This window comes from Bacillus sp. YP1, from assembly GCF_000877815.1.
Classification (GTDB): Bacteria; Bacillota; Bacilli; order Bacillales; family Bacillaceae; genus Bacillus; species Bacillus subtilis.
Genome location: NZ_CP010014.1, coordinates 3,330,450 through 3,351,970, shown reverse-complemented (window position 1 = coordinate 3,351,970; position 21,521 = coordinate 3,330,450). Strand labels below are relative to the sequence as shown.

General features: G+C 42.9%; 24 protein-coding genes. 9 read left to right on the top strand and 15 right to left on the bottom strand.

The window, feature by feature from the left end; all coding sequences use genetic code 11:
* The first annotated feature begins 11 nt into the window (after nt 1-11).
* Together QF06_RS16485 and QF06_RS16480 are read left to right on the top strand one after the other, a co-directional pair.
* Nucleotides 12-365, top strand: a complete 354-nt coding sequence (locus QF06_RS16485) for a hypothetical protein (protein ID WP_041850443.1) — start codon at nt 12-14, stop codon at nt 363-365.
* A 120-nt stretch (nt 366-485) separates the two neighbouring features.
* Nucleotides 486-1,199 carry an endonuclease V gene (locus QF06_RS16480; RefSeq protein ID WP_041850444.1) on the top strand — a complete coding sequence of 238 codons (714 nt, stop codon included), beginning with the start codon at nt 486-488 and terminating at the stop codon, nt 1,197-1,199.
* A 133-nt stretch (nt 1,200-1,332) separates the two neighbouring features.
* Here the strand turns inward: QF06_RS16480 and chrA are convergent, their stop codons facing one another.
* Genes chrA through chrS form a run of 3 tightly spaced genes read right to left on the bottom strand, consistent with a single transcriptional unit; the run spans nt 1,333 to nt 2,949 of the window.
* On the bottom strand, nt 1,333-1,869 hold the full coding sequence (gene chrA, locus QF06_RS16475) for a chromate resistance efflux protein ChrA (RefSeq protein ID WP_041850445.1): 537 nt from the start codon (nt 1,867-1,869) through the stop codon (nt 1,333-1,335).
* The gene (gene chrB, locus QF06_RS16470) at nt 1,866-2,459 is read right to left on the bottom strand and encodes a chromate efflux transporter subunit ChrB (RefSeq protein ID WP_015251064.1); all 594 of its coding nucleotides are present in this window, start codon (nt 2,457-2,459) and stop codon (nt 1,866-1,868) included. The genes chrA and chrB overlap by 4 nt, the downstream gene beginning before the upstream one ends.
* Before the next feature lie 13 nt (nt 2,460-2,472).
* Nucleotides 2,473-2,949, bottom strand: coding sequence for a chromate efflux transcriptional regulator ChrS (gene chrS, locus QF06_RS16465; protein ID WP_014478181.1), 477 nt, complete (start codon nt 2,947-2,949; stop codon nt 2,473-2,475).
* Nucleotides 2,950-3,162: 213 nt separating this feature from the next.
* Between chrS and ggt the strand changes: the two genes are divergently transcribed.
* Complete coding sequence (ggt, locus tag QF06_RS16460; RefSeq protein ID WP_041850446.1) at nt 3,163-4,740, top strand: gamma-glutamyltransferase; 1,578 nt, start codon at nt 3,163-3,165, stop codon at nt 4,738-4,740.
* Between the two features lie 4 nt (nt 4,741-4,744).
* Here the strand turns inward: ggt and QF06_RS16455 are convergent, their stop codons facing one another.
* From QF06_RS16455 to cotG, 3 genes are all read right to left on the bottom strand, one after another.
* Nucleotides 4,745-5,080 (bottom strand): DUF4181 domain-containing protein, encoded by a 336-nt coding sequence (locus QF06_RS16455; RefSeq protein WP_041850447.1) that lies wholly within the window; start codon nt 5,078-5,080, stop codon nt 4,745-4,747.
* 178 nt (nt 5,081-5,258) lie between these two features.
* Nucleotides 5,259-5,876 (bottom strand): flavin reductase family protein, encoded by a 618-nt coding sequence (locus QF06_RS16450; RefSeq protein WP_014481120.1) that lies wholly within the window; start codon nt 5,874-5,876, stop codon nt 5,259-5,261.
* A 173-nt stretch (nt 5,877-6,049) separates the two neighbouring features.
* Nucleotides 6,050-6,637, bottom strand: a complete 588-nt coding sequence (gene cotG / locus QF06_RS16445; protein WP_080009846.1) for a CotG/ExsB N-terminal domain-containing protein — start codon at nt 6,635-6,637, stop codon at nt 6,050-6,052.
* Between the two features lie 141 nt (nt 6,638-6,778).
* Between cotG and cotH the strand changes: the two genes are divergently transcribed.
* The 3 genes from cotH to QF06_RS16430 all read left to right on the top strand — a co-directional run bounded on the left by cotH (nt 6,779) and on the right by QF06_RS16430 (nt 9,911).
* A complete protein-coding gene (gene cotH, locus QF06_RS16440; RefSeq protein WP_014478176.1) occupies nt 6,779-7,867 on the top strand; it encodes a spore coat protein CotH in 1,089 nt (362 codons plus the stop codon).
* A gap of 128 nt (nt 7,868-7,995) precedes the next feature.
* Nucleotides 7,996-9,174 carry a hypothetical protein gene (locus QF06_RS16435; RefSeq protein WP_041850448.1) on the top strand — a complete coding sequence of 393 codons (1,179 nt, stop codon included), beginning with the start codon at nt 7,996-7,998 and terminating at the stop codon, nt 9,172-9,174.
* Between the two features lie 59 nt (nt 9,175-9,233).
* Nucleotides 9,234-9,911, top strand: a complete 678-nt coding sequence (locus tag QF06_RS16430) for a DUF2642 domain-containing protein (RefSeq protein WP_041850449.1) — start codon at nt 9,234-9,236, stop codon at nt 9,909-9,911.
* A 56-nt stretch (nt 9,912-9,967) separates the two neighbouring features.
* Here the strand turns inward: QF06_RS16430 and QF06_RS16425 are convergent, their stop codons facing one another.
* Together QF06_RS16425 and alsR are read right to left on the bottom strand one after the other, a co-directional pair.
* Nucleotides 9,968-11,296, bottom strand: a complete 1,329-nt coding sequence (locus tag QF06_RS16425) for an arsenic transporter (protein ID WP_077670997.1) — start codon at nt 11,294-11,296, stop codon at nt 9,968-9,970.
* A gap of 210 nt (nt 11,297-11,506) precedes the next feature.
* Nucleotides 11,507-12,415 (bottom strand): acetoin biosynthesis transcriptional regulator AlsR, encoded by a 909-nt coding sequence (gene alsR / locus QF06_RS16420; RefSeq protein WP_003227859.1) that lies wholly within the window; start codon nt 12,413-12,415, stop codon nt 11,507-11,509.
* Nucleotides 12,416-12,572: 157 nt separating this feature from the next.
* On the opposite strand from alsR, the gene alsS reads away from it, so the two are divergent.
* The 3 genes from alsS to QF06_RS16405 all read left to right on the top strand — a co-directional run bounded on the left by alsS (nt 12,573) and on the right by QF06_RS16405 (nt 15,740).
* Nucleotides 12,573-14,285 carry an acetolactate synthase AlsS gene (gene alsS, locus QF06_RS16415; protein ID WP_014478171.1) on the top strand — a complete coding sequence of 571 codons (1,713 nt, stop codon included), beginning with the start codon at nt 12,573-12,575 and terminating at the stop codon, nt 14,283-14,285.
* A gap of 61 nt (nt 14,286-14,346) precedes the next feature.
* Complete coding sequence (budA, locus tag QF06_RS16410; protein ID WP_024572687.1) at nt 14,347-15,114, top strand: acetolactate decarboxylase; 768 nt, start codon at nt 14,347-14,349, stop codon at nt 15,112-15,114.
* 98 nt (nt 15,115-15,212) lie between these two features.
* Complete coding sequence (locus tag QF06_RS16405) at nt 15,213-15,740, top strand: NAD(P)H-dependent oxidoreductase (protein WP_015714827.1); 528 nt, start codon at nt 15,213-15,215, stop codon at nt 15,738-15,740.
* A 39-nt stretch (nt 15,741-15,779) separates the two neighbouring features.
* Here the strand turns inward: QF06_RS16405 and QF06_RS16400 are convergent, their stop codons facing one another.
* From QF06_RS16400 to rbsK, 7 genes are all read right to left on the bottom strand, one after another.
* Complete coding sequence (locus tag QF06_RS16400) at nt 15,780-16,076, bottom strand: DUF3892 domain-containing protein (protein WP_003227867.1); 297 nt, start codon at nt 16,074-16,076, stop codon at nt 15,780-15,782.
* 155 nt (nt 16,077-16,231) lie between these two features.
* Nucleotides 16,232-16,768 (bottom strand): SH3 domain-containing protein, encoded by a 537-nt coding sequence (locus tag QF06_RS16395; RefSeq protein ID WP_021480756.1) that lies wholly within the window; start codon nt 16,766-16,768, stop codon nt 16,232-16,234.
* 81 nt (nt 16,769-16,849) lie between these two features.
* Nucleotides 16,850-17,767, bottom strand: coding sequence for a ribose ABC transporter substrate-binding protein RbsB (gene rbsB / locus QF06_RS16390; protein WP_015251072.1), 918 nt, complete (start codon nt 17,765-17,767; stop codon nt 16,850-16,852).
* Nucleotides 17,768-17,779: 12 nt separating this feature from the next.
* Nucleotides 17,780-18,748, bottom strand: a complete 969-nt coding sequence (gene rbsC / locus QF06_RS16385; RefSeq protein ID WP_041850451.1) for a ribose ABC transporter permease RbsC — start codon at nt 18,746-18,748, stop codon at nt 17,780-17,782.
* 1 nt (nt 18,749) lies between these two features.
* Complete coding sequence (gene rbsA, locus QF06_RS16380) at nt 18,750-20,231, bottom strand: ribose ABC transporter ATP-binding protein RbsA (RefSeq protein WP_014478164.1); 1,482 nt, start codon at nt 20,229-20,231, stop codon at nt 18,750-18,752.
* Between the two features lie 15 nt (nt 20,232-20,246).
* A complete protein-coding gene (gene rbsD, locus QF06_RS16375) occupies nt 20,247-20,642 on the bottom strand; it encodes a D-ribose pyranase (protein ID WP_029318753.1) in 396 nt (131 codons plus the stop codon).
* Complete coding sequence (gene rbsK, locus QF06_RS16370) at nt 20,639-21,520, bottom strand: ribokinase (protein WP_043940209.1); 882 nt, start codon at nt 21,518-21,520, stop codon at nt 20,639-20,641. Before rbsK ends, rbsD begins: the two co-directional genes overlap by 4 nt.
* Nucleotide 21,521: the final 1 nt, after the last annotated feature.

Here is a 21,521-nt window from a genome sequence, read left to right as displayed (position 1 = left end):
AGGAGGCTTTTATGAGAAAGATAAAAAAAATGCCAGAAATAAGTTTACAACCCTTAAGGATTCCAAAAGGATGGACCATAAATCAAAACAGTTTTAGAGAAATTGATCCGAAAAACCTAGCACCAGAAGATGAAAAATGGTTGTTTTTTTCACAAGATTTAATGCAATTAACATACTCTCGTAAAAATTACTTACTTGATTTAGGTTGGTATCCAGATGCGGATGCTAATGGATTTTATCAACTAGTTATGATGCAAAATGAGGATTGGGATCAACCCATATATGAATTTCAGACAAATAGCCATATTGAAATAGTTAAAAATATAGAATTTATATTAAACAAAGTTACGAATAATGAAATGTAGTTAAACATTTAATTAGAACTATTAATAAAGTTTGCAGAACCTGGAGTTGTAAGTTTTCAAAGTAAAAATGAATACAAAGAAAAACAGACACTAGTTAACAGGAGGTAGGATTGATTTTAGATGCATGTTAAACAAATACATTCTTTCAACCTAAACAGAGAAGAATTTGTAAAAACACAACAATCCCTTATCCATAAAATCAACCTATCCACCTCCATCAACCTAGACTCCATCAACACCTGCGCAGGCGTCGATCTCGCCTATTGGGAGCAGAACGGAGAACCGTATGGGGTGTGCAGTATTATCGTGATTGACGCTGATACAAAAGAAGTCATTGAAAAAGTGCATAGTATGGGGAAAATCAGCGTACCGTATGTTTCCGGTTTTCTTGCGTTTCGCGAGCTGCCTTTGATTATCGAGGCGGCGAAAAAGCTGGAGACGGAGCCGGATGTCTTCTTGTTTGATGGCAACGGATATCTGCATTACAATCATATGGGCGTTGCCACCCATGCGGCTTTTTTTCTGGGCAAGCCGACGATTGGGATTGCGAAAACCTATCTCAAAATCAAAGGCTATGATTTCGTGATGCCTGAAAATGAAGTCGGTGCATACACCGATATTCTCATTAACGGCGAGGTATATGGCCGGGCGCTGCGGACGCGGCGGGACGTGAAGCCTATTTTCTTGTCTTGCGGTAATTATATTGATTTAGACAGCAGCTATCAGATCACGAAGAGCTTGATCAATCAAGAAAGCAGGCTGCCGATCCCTGTCCGCCTGGCTGACCTTGAGACGCATGTTTTGCGAACGTTTTATCAGAAAAATCACATGTAAAACTTGCAGGCCGGGAGCTGCAAGTTTTTTCATTGACTCCCTATATAAGGGCATTCTGTGAGAATGCGAGGAACCATATATCAAACGGCATTTCTGGGCCAAAATAAAAAAGCACCTGTCCAGGTGCTTTTTTCTATAAATGAGGAATCACAAGGCCGCCATACAAAAACGCCGCGATAATCAGGAACGCCGGATGCATCTTGAATTTTGTCATGGCAAGGAGGGAGATCCCCGCAATCACAATAGATTGGATCCAGCCGATCGCTTTGATGCCGTCTGCGCCGATTTGCCAGGTAAGAATGAGCATCATGACCGCGATGACAGGCTGGACGGACAGCGTCATGCCTTTGATGACAGGTGATTGGCGGAAGCGCTGGATGATGCGCAGCAGGATGATCAATGCGAGCGCCGACGGTACGACGGTTGCAATCAGGGCAATTAGGAAGCCGGGCCACCCGCCTGCGCTGTAGCCGACATACGCAGCGATTTTCGTGGCGATCGGGCCCGGCAATGCGTTCGCAAGTGCGAGCATATTTGAGAATTGATCGTTTGAGAGCCAGCTGTATCTGTTTACGACTTCTTCAAACATTAGCGGGATAGACGCTGGTCCGCCGCCATATCCCAGTAGGTTTGCGATAAAAAACGCCATAAATAAATAGATCGATATCATGAGGCTGACATTCCTTTATCTTTTGAATGTTTATTTGTGATTTTGTCTTTCAGTTTAAAATGAAACGCCCCGTACGCTAAGAAAATGATAATGACCAGGCCGGGATTAATCTGTAAAGTTTGCAGGCCGATAAAAGCGATGATAAAAAACAGGATGCCGGTAACCCAGCCGAAACCTTTAAGCGCTTTTTGGCCAAACTCGTACGCCATGATTCCGAGCATTACCGCAATTACCGGCGTGACGGCACCGATCATACCTGCAACAATTGCTGAATGGCTTAACACATTTACAGCCGCAAACAAGCCCACCATCGCAAGACATGTAGGCAGAATGTGGGCGAGGGTCGCCACAACTGCACCTAATGTGCCTTTTAGCTTAAAGCCCAGATAAGCAGCCATTTTGGTGGCAATCGGTCCGGGAAGCGCATTAGCGATTGCTAATATTTCTCCGAATTCATCATCGTCAATCCATTTATATTTATTGACCGCTTCATGGCGGATCAGCGGAATCACGGAAGGTCCGCCGCCGAACCCTAATATGCCGGTGCGAACCATTGCGGCCGTCATATCCCGATAAGGATGGTTTTTCATTCGTTTCTCTCCTTTACAGCTTCATTCCCATACGGCTTTTGTATCGTTTGATCAGCATCTGGCAATCAACACTGACGACGCCTCGCAATGGATACAGCCGTTTTGTTAAAAATTCTTCCATTTCTTGATCGTTGGCAAAGATCCCATGCATATGCAGCTTGCTCGGGCCTGTCATGTGATAAAGGCTGGTGACCGCAGGCTCTTCCTCAAGCTTAAGAGCGACCTCTTCTAAAAATTGCGGTTCTACCTCGACATTGAAAAACACGGAAACATGAATGCCGATTTTAGCGGGATTGATGACAGCGGTGAATTTTTCAATAACACCGGCTTCAATTAATTGGTTGATACGGGCCTGGACGGCGACCCGTGATAAATCGACTCTTTTGCCAAGATCCGTATAAGAAATTCTGCCTTCTTCATGCAAAATCGTGAGAATTTGTTTATCAGTCTCATCAAGTACAAGGTTGGGGATTTGATATTCATGACTCAATTGCTCCACCTGCTTTCGTAGCCTTTTAGCAATCATTTTATCATAAAAGTTACGTATCGAAATAATAATTTTTCATTTGTTTTCGAAATGAATGCGAAAATATCTTATTATTTGCGAAAAGAAGAAAGTTCGTCAGTTTTTCTGCCGGATCAGTAGATGTGAAAAATCAGGCTCCCTATACTGAAGAAAATTTCTTAAAAAGGGGGACTTGTGATGAACAAATCTGTCATCGGTACAAAGCAAATGGTCGTCAGTCCGCATTACCTCGCTTCTCAAGCCGGAAACCGCATACTGGATAAGGGAGGCAACGCGTTTGACGCCGCTGTTGCGGTGAGTGCTTGTCTTGCGGTTGTGTACCCGCATATGACCGGACTTGGCGGGGATTCCTTTTGGCTGACCTTTCACCAGGAAACAAAGGCAGTAAATGTCTACAATGGCAGCGGCCGTTCAGGAAAAAACGTAACGAGAGATGTATATAAGGGAAAAAGCGCGATTCCGCTGCGGGGGATTGACAGTGCCATTACCGTGCCGGGAATGGTTGATAGCTGGGATGCGGTCCTGAAGGAGTACGGGCGTCTGTCTCTTGCAGATGTATTGGAGCCCGCACGCGATTATGCCCAAAATGGGTTTCCTGTATCAGCTGATCAGTGTCGTCACACAGAAAAGAATATTGAATTGCTGGCTTCCACGCCTTACACGGCTGACATCTTCACGAGAAGGGGCAAAGCACCTGTCCCGGGAGAGCGGTTTGTGCAAAAAGAGCTTGCAGACAGTCTGAATGTGATTGCTGAAAAAGGAAGAAGCGCATTTTATGAAGGAGATCTCGCTCAGCGGATTGTCTCACATTTACAAAATAACGGCAGTTACATGACAATCGATGATTTTAAAGCGCATCGGGGTGAGTGGGCAGCGCCTGTATCAAGTGATTATCGAGGATACAGTGTGTATCAGGCGCCGCCGAATTCTCAGGGATTTACCGGTTTATTAACACTGAACATTTTGGAAAACTATGATTTCACCCAAATCGAGCACGGTTCATTTGAGTATTATCATGTGCTTGTGGAGGCGTTAAAAAAGAGTTTTGTAGATCGGAATGCCTTTTTGACTGACCCTGCGTTTGCTGACATTCCGCTTGAAAGGCTTTTAGATAAAAATTATGCGAAACGATTGGCGGGAGAAATCGGCTATCTGGCAGAACCGGCAGAAAGCAGGCCGGTGGGAAGTGATACGGCATATGCGGCCGTAATCGATGCGGATGGCAACGCAGTGTCATTCATTCAAAGCCTGTACTTTGAATTTGGCTCGGCAGTCACTGCCGGTGATACAGGCATATTACTGCAAAACCGCGGATCATTTTTCTCACTGGATGAAAATCATGTCAACACGCTTGAACCGAGAAAGCGCACCTTCCATACGTTGATGCCGGCTATGGTCTGTAAAGGCGGAAAGCCAAAAATTCTGTACGGCACACAAGGCGGCGAAGGCCAGCCGCAGACCCAGACGGCCATCATTACCCGAATGCTGGACTACGAAATGCATCCACAACAGGCAATCAGCGAACCGCGCTGGGTATGGGGCAGAACGTGGGGAGAGGAATACGAAGGTCTCAGAGTCGAGGGCAGATTCACAGACAAAACAATCCAAAAACTGAAAGACAGCGGGCATCTCGTGGAGGTTGTCGGTGACTATGATCCGCTGATGGGACACGCGGCTGCAATCAAAGTTGATGAAGAAGGCTTTCTCCAAGGCGGAGCCGATCCTCGGGGAGACGGAGCGGCTGTGGGGATTTAAATAACTATAGGGTACAAATATAAATCAAAAGCACAAACATAAGGGAGACCTCTACAATGTGGTACATATACTGTTTATCTTCAGGTTTATAATGCCACTCCATAAAAATTCGTATTGAGTCAATCACAATAAAAAATAAAAGAAGCAAATATTCACCTGGAAAAAAGGAGAGTGAAACCACAAACAAAATAAGTAAAGTGATTTCGATCCATTTGTGTGTATTGCTGACATGCTTATATCGCCAGCCGGATTTATCAATACCGTATTTTTTCTTTATAAAAAATTGAGAGGCGAGACTGATGGTAATAGCGATCAGCATTAAAATCCAAAAGTTTGTCATTCCAATTCCTCCTCATCTACCTTTATACGAAGAAAAAGGAAAACCGTTTCATAAAAGAACACCCCGAGCTTACTCTGGGTGTTCTTTTTTTTGATACTTTTTCAGTTTTTTACAGGCGTTATTTATGTAATCATAAGGTCTTTTTGACTAGTTTCTTCTATTTAAATAGTCCTTCTCTTCAGCTGGGACGAATCAGTGTGAATTCTTCCCCCAGCTTGGCATAGTGATTTCCCGCCAATCGTGAGGCAGGCTTTAATTCATCCGTTAAAATATATCCCTTTTCTGCATCATACACCTTTTCATCTAGGTGGAAGCAGACAACTCTTCCGATGAGCAGATCTGCTGTAGTGATGCCTTGATCATTGTCAAAGGTAATATGCCGCTCTAATTTGCACTCAAAGCGAACGCGGGCTTCCTTAATGCCGGGAACTGAAACAGCTTTGCTTTCAACAGGATGAAGCGAGGTGCGTGTAAGCTCGCTTTCATCCGGCCTTAAGCTTGCAGCTGTTTCATTGATATCTTCAATGATGGCTTCATCACTGACATGAACGACAAATTCTCCGTTCTCCACTGCGTTTCGCGCTGTATCTTTTTGGCGTCCTTCCGTCCTGTTAACAGAAATACTGAGAAGCGGAGGATCTGAGCTGACGACGTTATAAAAACTGAAAGGCGCGGCATTGACCGCTCCTTCTGAAGAAAGTGTTGTCACAAATGCAATGGGGCGGGGAATAACGGTACCTGACAATAGCTTGTATGTGTCTTTGGCACTAAGCTGATCAGCTTGAAATATGTACATAGCAACAACCGCCTTTATCGTTAGGATACCTTGATTATAACGAAATGGTTTAAAGGAAACCAAATGATGCGGGCTGCATATGTTATGTCATGACATATATCTAATACAGGGCAAATAAAAAAATAGGCTTCCGTACCTCCGCCGGCAGCCTATTGAAACAATGAAAACTTAGATTATTTGTATTTCTTTTTGACTACCCAGCAATTGCCGTCTTTCCAGTATTCTTTTTTGCTGTCATAATCATCGTGTCTTTTGTAGTCGTCGCAGTGGTGGTGCGGTTTTTTGTAGTATTTCTTATGGGAACGATAAGATTTTTTGTGTGTACGGCATGATTTCTTATAGCTGCGAGATTTTTTCTTGTGAGAACAGTATGACTTTTTGTAGCTGCGAGATTTTTTGTAAGAACGGCAAGATTTTTTATAGCTGCGAGATTTTTTGTAAGAACGGCAAGATTTTTTATAGCTGCGAGATTTTTTGTGAGAACGGTACGATTTTTTGTGGCTGCGTGATTTCTTGTGAGAGCAGTATGATTTTTTATGGCTGCGAGATTTTTTGTGAGAACAGAATGATTTTTTGTGACTGCGAGATTTTTTGTGAGAGCAGTATGATTTTTTATGGCTGCGAGATTTTTTGTGAGTGCGGTGCGACTTTTTATGACTGCGTTTTTTTCCATGAGGCTCTTGGTATAAATAATCCTTTAAACCTTCTTTTTTTGCGGATTTCACCGCTTCTTTGATGTCAGAATGGGAATAGTGGCCCAATTTGAAATCCTCCTTTTAAAAATGATGTTAAGGATGAAGATCCTTACTACCCTCATAGTACGCGCGGTTTTAAAAAGTGTATAAGTGTTCCGCTGAGATCTTATAAAAATAAAAGCCTAATATTTGTAAGGAGGATTATGGATGAAGAATCAATCCAATTTACCGCTTTATCAGCTGTTTGTTCATCCAAAAGATTTGCGTGAATTAAAAAAGGATATATGGGACGATGATCCGGTGCCAGCTGTGATGAAGGTAAATCAAAAAAGGCTGGATATTGATATCGCTTATCGGGGATCACATATCAGAGACTTCAAAAAGAAGTCATACCATATTTCCTTTTATCAGCCGAAAACATTCCGCGGCGCGAGAGAGATTCACTTAAATGCGGAGTATAAAGACCCTTCCTTGATGAGAAACAAATTGTCTCTGGATTTTTTCTCGGAGCTAGGGACACTGTCTCCAAAGGCAGAGTTTGTGTTTGTAAAGGTGAATGGGAAGAATGAAGGGGTTTATCTTGAACTTGAATCCGTAGATGAATATTATTTGGCGAAAAGGAAGCTGGCTGATGGCGCGATTTTTTACGCGGTGGATGATGATGCTAACTTTTCTCTGATGAGCGATTTGGAAAAGGAAACGAAGACGTCGCTGGAGCTTGGATATGAAAAGAAGACAGGGACTGTGGAAGATGATTTTTATTTACAGGATATGATTTTTAAAATTAATACTGTCCCTAAAGCTCAGTTTAAGTCAGAAGTGACAAAACACGTGGATGTCGATAAGTATTTGCGCTGGCTTGCCGGTATTGTATTCACCTCGAACTATGACGGGTTTGTCCACAACTACGCATTATACAGAAGCGGGGAAACCGGATTATTTGAGGTGATTCCTTGGGATTATGATGCGACCTGGGGCAGGGATATCCATGGAGAGCGGATGGCTGCCGATTATGTAAGAATTCAAGGATTTAATACACTAACCGCCCGGATATTGGATGAATCCGAGTTTCGCAAGTCCTACAAGCGCCTGTTAGAAAAAACGCTCCAATCTCTTTTTACGATAGAATATATGGAACCGAAAATCATGGCGATGTATGAGCGGATTAGGCCTTTTATCTTGATGGACCCATACAAAAAGAATGATGTTGAGCGTTTTGACCGGGAGCCGGATGTGATTTGTGAGTATATTAAAAACCGTTCACAATACCTCAAAAATAATTTAAGTATTTTATGAATGTGTGAAAATAGGTATTCTGCTGAAAAAGCGACAATTAGGCTATTGAATTAGTTCAACAAATAAACGTGACACGTATATATGCAATATGTTTATCATCTATGTATAAGTGACTAGGAGGAACTTGAATGAGCAAGAGGAGAATGAAGTATCATTCAAATGATGAAATATCTTATTATAACTTTTTGCATTCAATGAAAGATAAAATTGTTACTGTATATCGTGGAGGTCCGGAATCTAAAAAAGGGAAATTAACTGCTGTAAAATCAGATTATATTGCTTTACAAGCTGAAAAAAAAATAATTTATTATCAGTTGGAGCATGTGAAAAGTATTACTGAGGATACCAATAATAGCACCACAGCAATTGAGACTGGGGAAATGCCCGACGCTGACGATTTTCATAGCTTAATCGGACAATTCATGAACCAATCAGTTCAATTTAATCAAGGGGGTCCGGAATCTAAAAAAGGAAGATTGGTCTGGCTGGGAGATGATTACGCTGCGTTAAACACAAATGAGGATGGGGTAGTGTATTTTAATATCCATCACATAAAGAGTATAAGTAAACATGAGCCCGATTTGAAAATAGAAGGACAGACGCCATCAGGTGTCTTGGAAGCTGATGATTTAAGCGAGGTTTTTAAGAGTCTGACTCATAAATGGGTTTCAATTAATCGTGGAGGTCCGGAAGCCATTGAGGGTATCCTTGTAGATAATGCCGACGGCCATTATACTATAGTGAAAAATCAAGAGGTGCTTCGCATCTATTCTTATCACATAAAAAGCATCAGCTTAGGCCCAAAAGGGTCGTACAAAAAAGAGGATCAAAAGAATGAACAAAGCCAGGAAGACAATAATGATAAGGACAGCAATTCGTTCATTTCATCAAAATCATATAGCTCATCAAAATCATCTAAACGATCACTAAAATCTTCAGATTATCAATCATCCAAATCTGGTCGTTCGTCACGTTCAAAAAGTTCATCAAAATCATCTAAACGATCACTAAAATCTTCGGATTATCAATCATCCAAATCTGGCCGTTCGTCACGTTCAAAAAGTTCATCAAAATCATCTAAACGATCACCAAGATCATCAGATTATCAATCATCAAAATCATACAGCTCATCAGGTTCAAAGAGTTCATCAAAATCATCTAAACGATCACCAAGATCTTCAGATTATCAATCATCAAGATCACCAGGTTATTCAAGTTCAATAAAAAGTTCAGGAAAACAAAAGGAAGATTATAGCTATGAAACGATTGTCAGAACGATAGACTATCACTGGAAACGTAAATTTTAATAGATAATGGAGGAGCATCAGATTAAGTGATGCCCTTTTTCAGTTAAAGGAGGAGAATCGTGAAAGGTTTGAATCAATTCCTTAACACAGATGTTGAGGTTGTCATTTCAGGAGATACAAGGTTTGTCGGCACCCTCATAGATATCGGACAGGATATTTTTGTTATTTTTGATGGCTGCAATTATCTTTATATTCCCTTGTTGCATCTTCATCAAATGAAAAAGGCGAAAATAATGACCAGTACTGAGAAGCCATTTTTGATCAATCCGGAAGATCCAATGATAGAGGCAGAAACTCAAGCTTTTTCATATAGAAATACATTAAACAAGGTCAAAGGCCAGTTTATTGAAGTTTATGTAACTGGGGGTCGATCGATCCATGGGTATGTTACAAATGTTTTAAACGATTATATTGTATTTTTCTCACCTGTATTTAAAATACTTTTTATATCTATGCATCATTTAAAATGGTTTACCCCTTATTCAACTGAACAAACACCGTATACTCTTGACAACTCACAATTGCCTGTCGTGCCTTCCAAAGTTCCTCTTGTGCGTAATTTTGAGGAGCAGATCAAAAAAAATATTGGTGAATTGGTCATATTTGATATGGGAGAGGTGTCAGAAAAAGTTGGTCTATTAAAGGATGTCTCTAATAATATCATTGAGCTTATTAACGCAAGTGGAGAGCCAGTCATTTGGAAGTTAAATCATCTAAAGACAATGCATCTTCCCTAGTGTATACAAAACTGCCCTCTTGAAAAGCAGAAGGCAGTTTTTCGTTTCATACAGTGCTAAAGAAATAACCAACTGATCCAAAAATATAAACATGTTAACGTAAAAAGAACAGTCAGCGGAATGATGATAATGGTCGTTTTTATATATTCGCCCCATGAAATACTTTCATCATGCTGTTTTAATATATGCATCCAAATAAGCGTTGCTAAAGTTCCCATAGGTAATAATAATGAACCGATATCACTGCCGATAATATTTGCCAAGTAGATGATTTTTGTTGTTGAAGGATTCAGGGTCATTTCAGTTAAGGTAAAAGTACTGATCATTAACGCTGGATGATTGTTAAAGAGATTAGAAAAAACAGAAGTAGAGATACCTGATGCGAAAGTTGCGTGGGCGAGGCTTCCAGAAACCACAGGTTCAAAATAATTCACAAGTAACTCAGTGAATCCAATATTATGCAGACCATAAATTAAGACATACATAGTAAAAGCGAATATAAAAATGTGCCAAGGCGATTTATATAACAAGTCTCTTGGGGAGGTTTTGAAATAAATCCATCTCCAGCTCAACAGGATAAAAGATCCGATGACAGCGACTAGAGGAACAGAAATACCGGTATATGATGCTGCAAATAGACTCATTCTGACGAGAAAAACAAATGCAAGCACAAACAACATGATTTTTGTTTGATTTCGTTCTGGTAAAGGAGCTGATGGCGAATGAAGAGGATGGTACCTTCTATGCCGCAGAGACTGAAAATGGCTCGGTATATCTGGCAGGTTCTTGGGAAGACGTTTATAAAAGAACATAAACAGTAGACAGGTCATAAAAATGAGTCCCATCATACTAGGGACAAACATCATGGCAGTGTGAAGATATAGATCCATTCCAATGATTTTGAGAGAAATTAAATTAACAATATTACTTACGCCAATCGGTGCGCTAGAGGCTGTGGCTATTAAAACACCGCTTAATAAATATGGGGTTTTTTGATGTTTTTTTAAACCTAAATATTTTAGTACAAGCAAAAGGATTGGAGTTGTGATCAAAATGCTCCCATCATTATTCAGGAAAATGGTCATGAGAAAGCAGAGCAAATTGGTTAGCCAAAAAAGCTTGATGCCTGAACCCTTGGATTGTTGGAGCAGTTTTGCAGCCACCCAATAAAAGAAACCAAAGCTTTCTAGTGCAATGGCCATAATCATAGTGGCAAGGATTGTAACCGATGCACCCGTGACTTTTGTTCCGATTTCCCCTAAGTCTGCCAATGACACACTTCCGCACAATAAAACCATTAAAGCGCCAAATGTGGCGGGGATAGCTTCATTTAGTCCTTTTGGTCTCCAGAAAATAAAAATCATTGTTACGAAAAAAGCGAGCAATGTGAATATGCCGGTGAACTCAATAATTTACTTCACCTCTCTATCTTTCATTTTTAAAATCAAACTAATGTCCTGCGCTTACTAATGTCCTTGCCAACTATTTGTACTGTATGTATACGTATACTGATATGAAGTTGTACTAAGCGATTATATTAAATTAATAAAATTTCCATAAGAATCCCAAAAGAAAAAAGAGATTGCAAGTATCGTTCATGTACCTGCATCACTCTCTTTAGTTCTTGTCTGCTGACAATTTGAAATATGAATAAAATGCTTTATAAGCGGATTATGATTGTCTTTGCGGTAAGCGATAACCCATTCGGCATTAAGCTGTATTTGGTCCATTTTTCGATAAGTAACATCCAAATTAAATAATTTTTTGGCTGAGGAAGGAACAAATGTCATACCAATTCCGGCGCTGACTAAACCAATCACCATTTGATATTCTGTGGCTTCCTGGACAATGTTGGGTCTGAAGCCCGCTTGTTCACAGAACTGAATAAAATCCATGTATAGAGTAGGCCATGCTTCTTTAGCAACAGTAATAATTGGTTCATCTCTTAAATCCTCAATCGTAATTGATTCCTTAGAAGTCAATGGGTGTTGCTTAGGCAAAGCTAAAACACAAGGGCTGCTTTGGGCGGTTTCGATATGTAAAGCTGTATGCTGTAAGGGAGGATGAAGTATACCAATATCAATGTTGCCCTTTAGTAGCTCCTCCTGCTGCCTAGACGAGGATATTTCACGCAGTTCTATTTTCACAGATGGGAATTTTTTACGATATTCCCGGACAATCGGCGGCAGAAATTCATATGTAGCTGATCCGACAAAACCGATTACGAGAAGGCCTTGCTCGCCGCGGGCCGTCCGCTGTGCCAGTTCAATTCCTTGTCCGATTTGCATCAATGCCATGCGGCAATGATTTAAAAAGATTTCTCCTGCTGCGGTAAGCTCGACAAATCGTTTTGTCCTTTTCAGAAGCGTAACTCCGACTTCTTCCTCCAGCTGTTTGATCTGCTGGCTGAGAGGAGGCTGCGTCATGTTCAGCCGCCGGGCAGCCTTTCCGAAATGAAGCTCTTCGGCTACTGCGATAAAGTATTGAAGATGGCGAAGCTCCATTCAATATGCATTCCTTTCCATAGGTTAATAATTCGTATTACATATTAATCATAAGGCGAATCGATATTGGAGGTCAATTTCCAAAGAGTGTATAGTGAAACTTATCACAAGATATTTAAAATTTTACGTTTAAAATGCATAATAAGGAGTGAGGGTGTTGACAAAAGCAACAAAAGAACAAAAATCCCTTGTGAAAAACAGAGGGGCGGAGCTTGTTGTTGATTGCTTGGTGGAGCAAGGTGTCACACATGTATTTGGCATTCCAGGTGCAAAAATTGATGCGGTATTTGACGCTTTACAAGATAAAGGACCTGAAATTATCGTTGCTCGGCACGAACAAAACGCAGCATTCATGGCCCAAGCAGTCGGCCGTTTAACTGGAAAACCGGGAGTCGTGTTAGTCACATCAGGACCGGGTGCCTCTAACTTGGCAACAGGCCTGTTGACAGCGAACACTGAAGGAGACCCTGTCGTTGCGCTTGCTGGAAACGTGATCCGTGCAGATCGTTTAAAACGGACACATCAATCTTTGGATAATGCGGCGCTATTCCAGCCGATTACAAAATACAGTGTAGAAGTTCAAGATGTAAAAAATATACCGGAAGCTGTTACAAATGCGTTTAGGATAGCGTCAGCAGGGCAGGCTGGGGCCGCTTTTGTGAGCTTTCCGCAAGATGTTGTGAACGAAGTCACAAATACGAAAAACGTGCGTGCTGTTGCAGCACCAAAACTCGGTCCTGCAGCAGATGATGCAATCAGTGCGGCCATAGCAAAAATCCAAACAGCAAAACTTCCTGTCGTTTTGGTCGGCATGAAAGGCGGAAGACCGGAAGCAATTAAAGCGGTTCGCAAGCTTTTGAAAAAGGTTCAGCTTCCATTTGTTGAAACATATCAAGCTGCCGGTACCCTTTCTAGAGATTTAGAGGATCAGTATTTTGGCCGTATCGGTTTGTTCCGCAACCAGCCTGGCGATTTACTGCTAGAGCAGGCAGATGTTGTTCTGACGATCGGCTATGACCCGATTGAATATGATCCGAAATTCTGGAATGTCAATGGAGACCGGACAATTATCCATTTAGACGAGATTATCGCTGACATTGATCATGCTTACCAGCCTGATCTTGAATTGATCGGTGACATTCCGTCCACGATCAATCATATCGAACACGATGCTGTGAAAGTGGAATTTGCAGAGCGTGAGCAGAAAATCCTTTCTGATTTAAAACAATATATGCATGAAGGTGAGCAGGTGCCTGCAGATTGGAAATCAGACAGAGCGCACCCTCTTGAAATCGTTAAAGAGTTGCGTAATGCAGTCGATGATCATGTTACAGTAACTTGCGATATCGGTTCGCACGCCATTTGGATGTCACGTTATTTCCGCAGCTACGAGCCGTTAACATTAATGATCAGTAACGGTATGCAAACACTCGGCGTTGCGCTTCCTTGGGCAATCGGCGCTTCATTGGTGAAACCGGGAGAAAAAGTGGTTTCTGTCTCTGGTGACGGCGGTTTCTTATTCTCAGCAATGGAATTAGAGACAGCAGTTCGACTAAAAGCACCAATTGTACACATTGTATGGAACGACAGCACATATGACATGGTTGCATTCCAGCAATTGAAAAAATATAACCGTACATCTGCGGTCGATTTCGGAAATATCGATATCGTAAAATATGCGGAAAGCTTCGGAGCAACTGGCTTGCGCGTGGAATCACCAGACCAGCTGGCAGATGTTCTGCGTCAAGGCATGAACGCTGAAGGTCCTGTCATCATCGATGTCCCGGTTGACTACAGTGATAACATTAATTTAGCAAGTGACAAGCTTCCGAAAGAATTCGGGGAACTCATGAAAACGAAAGCTCTCTAGCACTCTGCGCATCACGACACTGTTTTATGAACAGCACTAAATAAAAGGAGTGAAGGGAAATATGAAACGAGAAAGCAACATTCAAGTGCTCAGCCGCGGTCAAAAAGACCAGCCTGTGAGCCAGATTTATCAAGTATCAACAATGACTTCTCTATTAGACGGAGTATATGACGGAGATTTTGAACTGTCAGAGATTCCGAAATATGGAGACTTCGGTATCGGAACCTTTAACAAGCTTGACGGAGAGCTGATTGGGTTTGACGGCGAATTTTACCGTCTTCGCTCAGACGGAACCGCGACACCGGTCCAAAAAGGAGACCGTTCACCGTTCTGTTCATTTACGTTCTTTACACCGGACATGACGCACAAAATTGATGCGAAAATGACACGCGAAGACTTTGAAAAAGAGATCAACAGCATGCTGCCAAGCAGAAACTTATTTTATGCAATTCGTATTGACGGATTGTTTAAAAAGGTGCAGACAAGAACGGTAGAACTTCAAGAAAAACCTTACGTGCCAATGGTTGAAGCGGTCAAAACACAGCCGATTTTCAACTTCGACAACGTGAGAGGGACGATCGTAGGTTTCTTGACACCAGCTTATGCAAACGGAATCGCCGTTTCAGGCTATCACCTGCACTTCATTGACGAAGGACGCAATTCAGGCGGACACGTTTTTGACTATGTGCTTGAGGATTGCACGGTTACGATTTCTCAAAAAATGAACATGAATCTCAGACTTCCGAACACAGCGGATTTCTTTAATGCGAATCTGGATAACCCTGATTTTGCGAAAGATATCGAAACAACTGAAGGAAGCCCTGAATAAAAGAAAAAAAGAAAGCCCCTTTTACAGGGCTTTCTTTTTATTTGGCTCTTTTCCTGATTTTAGATAAAATAACATCAAAACAGTAAAGGTGTGGTCTGATGAAAATATTGGTTTTGGCAGTTCATCCTCATATGGAGACCTCAGTTGTCAATAAGGCGTGGGCTGAGGAATTGAGTAAACATGACAATATCACAGTACGGGATCTTTATAAGGAATACCCGGATGAAGAAATAGATGTTGCGAAGGAACAGCAGCTGTGCGAGGAATACGATCGGATTGTCTTTCAATTCCCGCTATATTGGTACAGCTCTCCGCCGCTCTTGAAAAAATGGCAGGATCTTGTGCTGACTTACGGCTGGGCTTTTGGTTCAGAAGGAAATGCCTTGCATGGCAAGGAGCTGATGCTGGCTGTATCAACAGGGAGCGAAGCGGAAAAATATCAAGCGGGCGGAGCAAATCATTACTCGATCAGTGAGCTATTGAAACCATTTCAGGCCACGAGTAATCTGATCGGCATGAAGTATCTGCCTCCATATGTGTTCTATGGCGTGAATTATGCAGCTGCAGAGGATATTTCTCACAGTGCAAAACGGTTAGCCGAATACATCCAGCAGCCTTTTGTTTAAAATACAGCCCTGTCCAACATACGGCAGGGCTGTATTTGTTTAAAAATCCGGCAGCTCAGACAGGTTATTTTCCTTGATGCCGTCCGGTTCACTTCGCAAAATGTCACGCCCGTATTTATGGAAGACATCAACATGAGCGAGTTTTCCTGATTTTGCTTCTGACAGCGCAGTAGGGTAGTCGAGCTCTCTTCCTGTATTGGTTTTCACTGCGATAATATTGTCTTCCTCATTTCTTCTAACCGCAATAATTTCTTCTTTTCCAGATGGAACATTTTCTTGATCGACAGTTGTTTGCCGGGCTTTATACGATTCATATGCTGCTTCAAATTGATCCATATTTACACCTCCGCTTTTTAGCGTGAACAAAAATGTCGATGATCATGTAAGGTTTCGACACAGCATACGACAATATTTCCTGAGAAATATCTTGGGAATGTGACAAATCAATTCATAATAAAAGGGATTCCGCATAAATGCGGAATCCCTCTCAGTTATTTTGTCATGTGTAAATCCTTTGTTTTCATATAACCTGTCGCACCGCCGTAATCAACGAATACCCAATCAAAATCAAAACCGCCTTTATTCGTTTTACTCCAGCCTAAAAAAGAAACGCTTGTGTCTGCTGGAAGAGTCTTAATGCTCTTTCCATCAGCGGAAGTATATACTTTTGTTTTTGTTTTGGTTTTTACCGTTGTCGCTGCTTTTACAATGTAATGAGTGGAGACAAATCCTATTTTTCCGTTTTTATACTGAACCTTTGCCCAGTCAGCATTTGAGAAGGAAATCAGCTTTAAGCTATCTCCTAGGTGCAGCGTATCGGCTTTCTGGCTTGATGCGGAAGGCTTCGTTCTGACATTTAGAGCCTCTGCTGATACCAAATAAGAATCAATCGGATAACTGTATAAATCATCAATGCTTACCGTTGTTTCTGGCTGTTGGGCATGGATCGTTCCAGCGCCGCCAGCAGCCGCCGCAGTCATTCCAGCCGCAAGTGCTAATGTTGAAAATAGTTTTGTTGGTTTGTTCATGCCGTTCCTCTCCTCACGTAAGAGAAATAATTCATTCTATATCTCTATTCACGTTATCGCAGGTTCCTAAACATCAGACAATTATTTTTGTGTTTCTAGTTTGAGAGGCGCGGATATTGTTTTTTGCACTTTTTTCCCGTGCAAAATATCATCTGCTGCTTCTGTAGCCAATTTACCGATTAATTCAGGCTGCTGAGCGACGGTGGCTGACAGCTTTCCGTTTTTAATGGAAGCGAGCGCATCTTTATTGCCGTCAAAACCGATCACCAATATGTCTTTCCCCGAGCTGTTAATTGCCTCGAGAGCACCGAGCGCCATTTCATCGTTGTGAGCAAAAACAGCTTGGATATCAGGATGTCCCTGCAGCAGGTTTTCCATGACAGTCAGGCCTTTCGTGCGGTCAAAGTCAGCTGATTGTTTTGTGACAACTTGGAGTTTTTGGTCTGCGATGTTATGGAATCCTGAGCCGCGTTCCCGTGTGGCAGATGCGCCGGGGACGCCTTCAAGCTCTGCCACCTTTGCTCCTTTTCCAAGTTTGTCGGCAATAAACGTCGCGGCCATTTCACCGCCTTTTACATTATCGGAAGCAACGAGGGTTTCAACTTTTCCTTGTTCGGCAGATCGATCGATTGTTACGACGGGCACACCGACTGCGTTTGCAGATTCTACTGCCGTTGAGATCGCCGAAGAATCAGTCGGGTTGATTAATAATGCATCAACACCTTGCTGAATTAAATCTTCCACGTCACTCGTCTGTTTCGATGAATCATTTTGTGCATCAACAATGATGACTTTCATTCCCCGTTTTTTAGCTTCTTTTTCGATACCCTTTTTTAATGAGACAAAAAAAGGATTATTAAGTGTTGAGACGGACAAGCCAATGGTGAATTCCTTTTTGTTCCCCGAGTTTGACGGCTTTGCCCATTGGGGAGGCTCAAGCGAACAGGCGGTTAACAAAAATAATGATAACGTTAAAATGACGGATACAGCCTTTTTCATGTGAAAACCCTCCTAAGCTGACTTCTTGCGGTCTAATAATACCGCAATCAAGATAACAATCCCTTTGACAACCAGCTGATAAAATGATGAGACGCCAAGCAGATTAAGTCCGTTATTAAGTGTGCCGATGATCAGTACCCCGATTAACGTGCCGACAATGCGTCCTCGGCCGCCAGAAAGACTTGTTCCGCCTAAGACGACTGCCGCGATAGCATCAAGTTCGTACGATTCTCCCGCAGTCGGCTGGGCCGAATGCAGGCGGGAAGTCAATATGGCACCTGCAAGAGCGGATAAAAGCCCGGCTAAAGAATAGATCATCACTTTCACGCGCGTCACTTTGATGCCTGAAATGAGCGCGGCTTTCTCGTTGCCGCCGATTGCGTACGTCCGGCGTCCGAATGGTGTTTTATGAAGAAGCACCCAAAGGATGACAAAGGCAAGAACCATCGTAATCGCCGGTACAGGAATGCCTAAAAAGTAACCGCGTCCGAACATCTGAAAAGCGTAGTTTGTGCCAAGTCCGGTAATCGGATTTCCATCTGTATACACTAGCGTCAGTCCGCGAAACACAGTCATGGTCGCAAGCGTGGCGATAAAGGGCGCCATTTTTCCTTTAGTAATCAATAATCCGTTGATCATGCCTAGTACGGCACCAATGATACAGCCAAGGATGATCGCGAGAACCGGATCGACACCGGACACAATCATCCCCGCAACTAAAGCACTGGACAGGGCAAGAATAGCGCCGACAGAAAGATCAATGCCGCCTGTCAAAATGACAAAGGTCATCCCGAACGCGATTAATCCGTTAATTGCGACCTGGCGAAGCAGGTTTAAAATATTCAGCGGTTCAAGAAAGCTGGGATTTAAAATAGATACAATGATAACGAGAATAAATAAACCAAGAAACGGGCCGAGTCTTTGCATGACTCCGTCGAAGTGAATCCGTTTTTGTTCTGTTTGCAGTTGTTCCGTTTTCATATTACCGCCCTCCCGTGGCAAGTGTCATAATTCGTTCTTGTGTTGCTTCTCGCGCATGGATTTCTCCGCTTATTCTGCCTTCATGGACAACGATAATCCGATCGCTCATTCCCAGAATTTCAGGCAGCTCTGATGACACCATGATGATAGCGACGCCGCGTTCGGTCAGCTCATTCATCAGCGTATAAATCTCTCGTTTGGCGCCAACATCCACACCTCTGGTTGGCTCATCCAAGATAAGCACTTTCGGTCCGATGCCGATCCACTTGGCTATCACCACTTTTTGCTGGTTTCCTCCTGATAAATGGCGTGCGTGCGTTTCCGGTGATGCTGTTTTGATAGTGAGGCGTTTGATTAACAGATCGACAAATTCAGCCTCCCGCTTATGATCAATGAGACCCTTTGGTGAGAAGCTGGACAGATTGGGCAGGGCAATATTTTCGCGGATCGAGGTGTCGAGCAGGAGCCCTTCATCCTTGCGATTCTCTGTAATAAAGCCGAGACCTTTTTTCACGGCTTCCTGCGGGTTCTTAATAGCCGTTTTTTTCCCAGCGATCCATATCTCACCCGTGTCCAGCCTGTCAACGCCGAACAGCGCTCTCATCATTTCTGTCCGGCCGGCTCCCATTAATCCTGAAACACCGACGATCTCACCGGAACGCACATAGAAGCTGACATCCTCAAAACTCCCTTTTACGGAGGCATTTTTCACCTCGAATACTTTGTCACCGAGAGAAGGAGTGCGTTTTGGATATCGTTCAGTCAGCTCCCGTCCGACCATTTTTTTGACGACTTCATCAAAATCAGTTTCTGAGATGTTTGTTGTATCTACCGTTTTTCCGTCACGCATGATGGTAATTCTGTCGCAAATCGCAAAAATTTCTTCCATGCGATGCGAAATATAGACAATGGAGACGCCGTTCTTTTTTAACGCTGTAATGACCTCAAAGAGCTTGCTGATTTCACGTTCAGTCAACGCTGCGGTCGGTTCATCCATAATGATGACCTCGGCATTTGTCATAAGCGCTTTTGCGATTTCGATCATTTGCTGCTGTCCGACGGAACATTCGCCGGCTTCTTGATCAAGAGAAAGAGAGACGGAGAGTTTGTCAAACTGCTCCTTTGCTAGCGCTTTCATTTTTCTTGTTTGTAAGACGCCCAGCTTGGAGGATATCTCTTTACCGATAAATAGATTCTCAAGAACGGTCATTTCCGGCCAGATATTCAATTCCTGATGGATAAAGGCTATTCCATGCTGTTCCGCTTCTTTCGGATTGGAAAAATACGTTTCGTTTCCGTTTATGCTGATTTGACCTTTATCTGCTTTGTGCAGGCCTGTCAAAATGTTCATAAGCGTGGACTTGCCGGCGCCGTTTTCTCCCATTAATGCGTGAACCTCGCCAGGCATGAGCTGAAAGGAAACGCCTGACAGCACCTGATTTTTTCCGAATGCTTTATGAATGTCTTTCATTTCAATCTGCATGTTTCATCCTCCTTTCTAGAAAAGCACACCCGCCTGCAGAATGCAGTTGGCATATGGTGTGAATTCTCCTGTTCTTATGACTGCCTTTGCTTCTTTTGTCAGCAGCTTAAACTCCTCGTGAGAAAGGTATTCAATCTCTTGTTCAGAGAAAAGATTTTCTAGAAATTTCGCATTCTCCTGATTGGATGCTTTTATGTCAGCTGCAGCAATGACTTTTTCGACCGCCATTTCCTCAGCCAGTACTGCCGCTGTATCTTGGAAAGCCGGAAGGCCCGGCTTCAGTGAAAGATCAATTTTCAAAACGCCGTCAGGAACCGGCAGTCCGGCATCCGCGATGACAATTTTATCAGTGTGGCCAAGGTCGGCTAAAATCTTGGCAAGATGGCTGTTCAGTATACCGTGTTTTTTCATGACAGCAGCTCCTCTACTTTATTTCTTGTCGGCATTCCGCCTTGGGCACCGAAGGAACAGACAGAAAGGGAAGCGGCACGATTGGCAAACCGCAATGCGGCTTCAATATCTTTTCCCTCAGCCAGGGCCACGGCAAAGGCTGCGTTAAACGTATCACCGGCTCCGGTTGTATCAACGGGCTCAACAGGGAAGGACGGGATGAGCACCTCCTTGCTGCCAGCCGAATAGCGGACGCCTTGTTTTCCTTCCGTAATAAAGAGCTTTGCCGGATAAAGCGCCAGAGCTTCAGAAATGGTAAGCTCAGGGAATAAAATCGAAGCCTCGTGTTCATTCGGCGTCAGATAGGTGGCGTGATCAATTGTTTCCTGCTTGAGCGGGCGGGCCGGTGCTGGGTTTAGCATGATCAGGATATCATGAGAATGGCAGTATTTGCACACCTCATCAACCGTTTCTTCTGGGATCTCCTGCTGAATCAGCACCATATCGACCTTTTCAATCTGTTCGAGCGCGTTTAACGCATACGCTGGGGTGATGTCATCGTTCGCGCCTTTGACAACGACAATGCTGTTGTCGCCTTCAGCAAGCACAATATGAGCGGTTCCGCTTTCCGTATGTGTAACCGGTTCCATATAGTCAGTGCAAACGCCGTTAGCTTTGAGATTATTCAAAATAGCTGTTCCATAATGATCGTCTCCGACCTTGCCAACCATAAACACTTGCGCCCCAAGTCTGGCTGCGGCAACGGCCTGATTTGCTCCTTTGCCGCCCGGCACAGTCTGAAATGACGTGCCAAGAACCGTTTCACCGGCTTTTGGGCGTTTGTCCGAGGTGACCACTAAATCCATAGAACAGCTACCAATCACACAAATATTACGCATC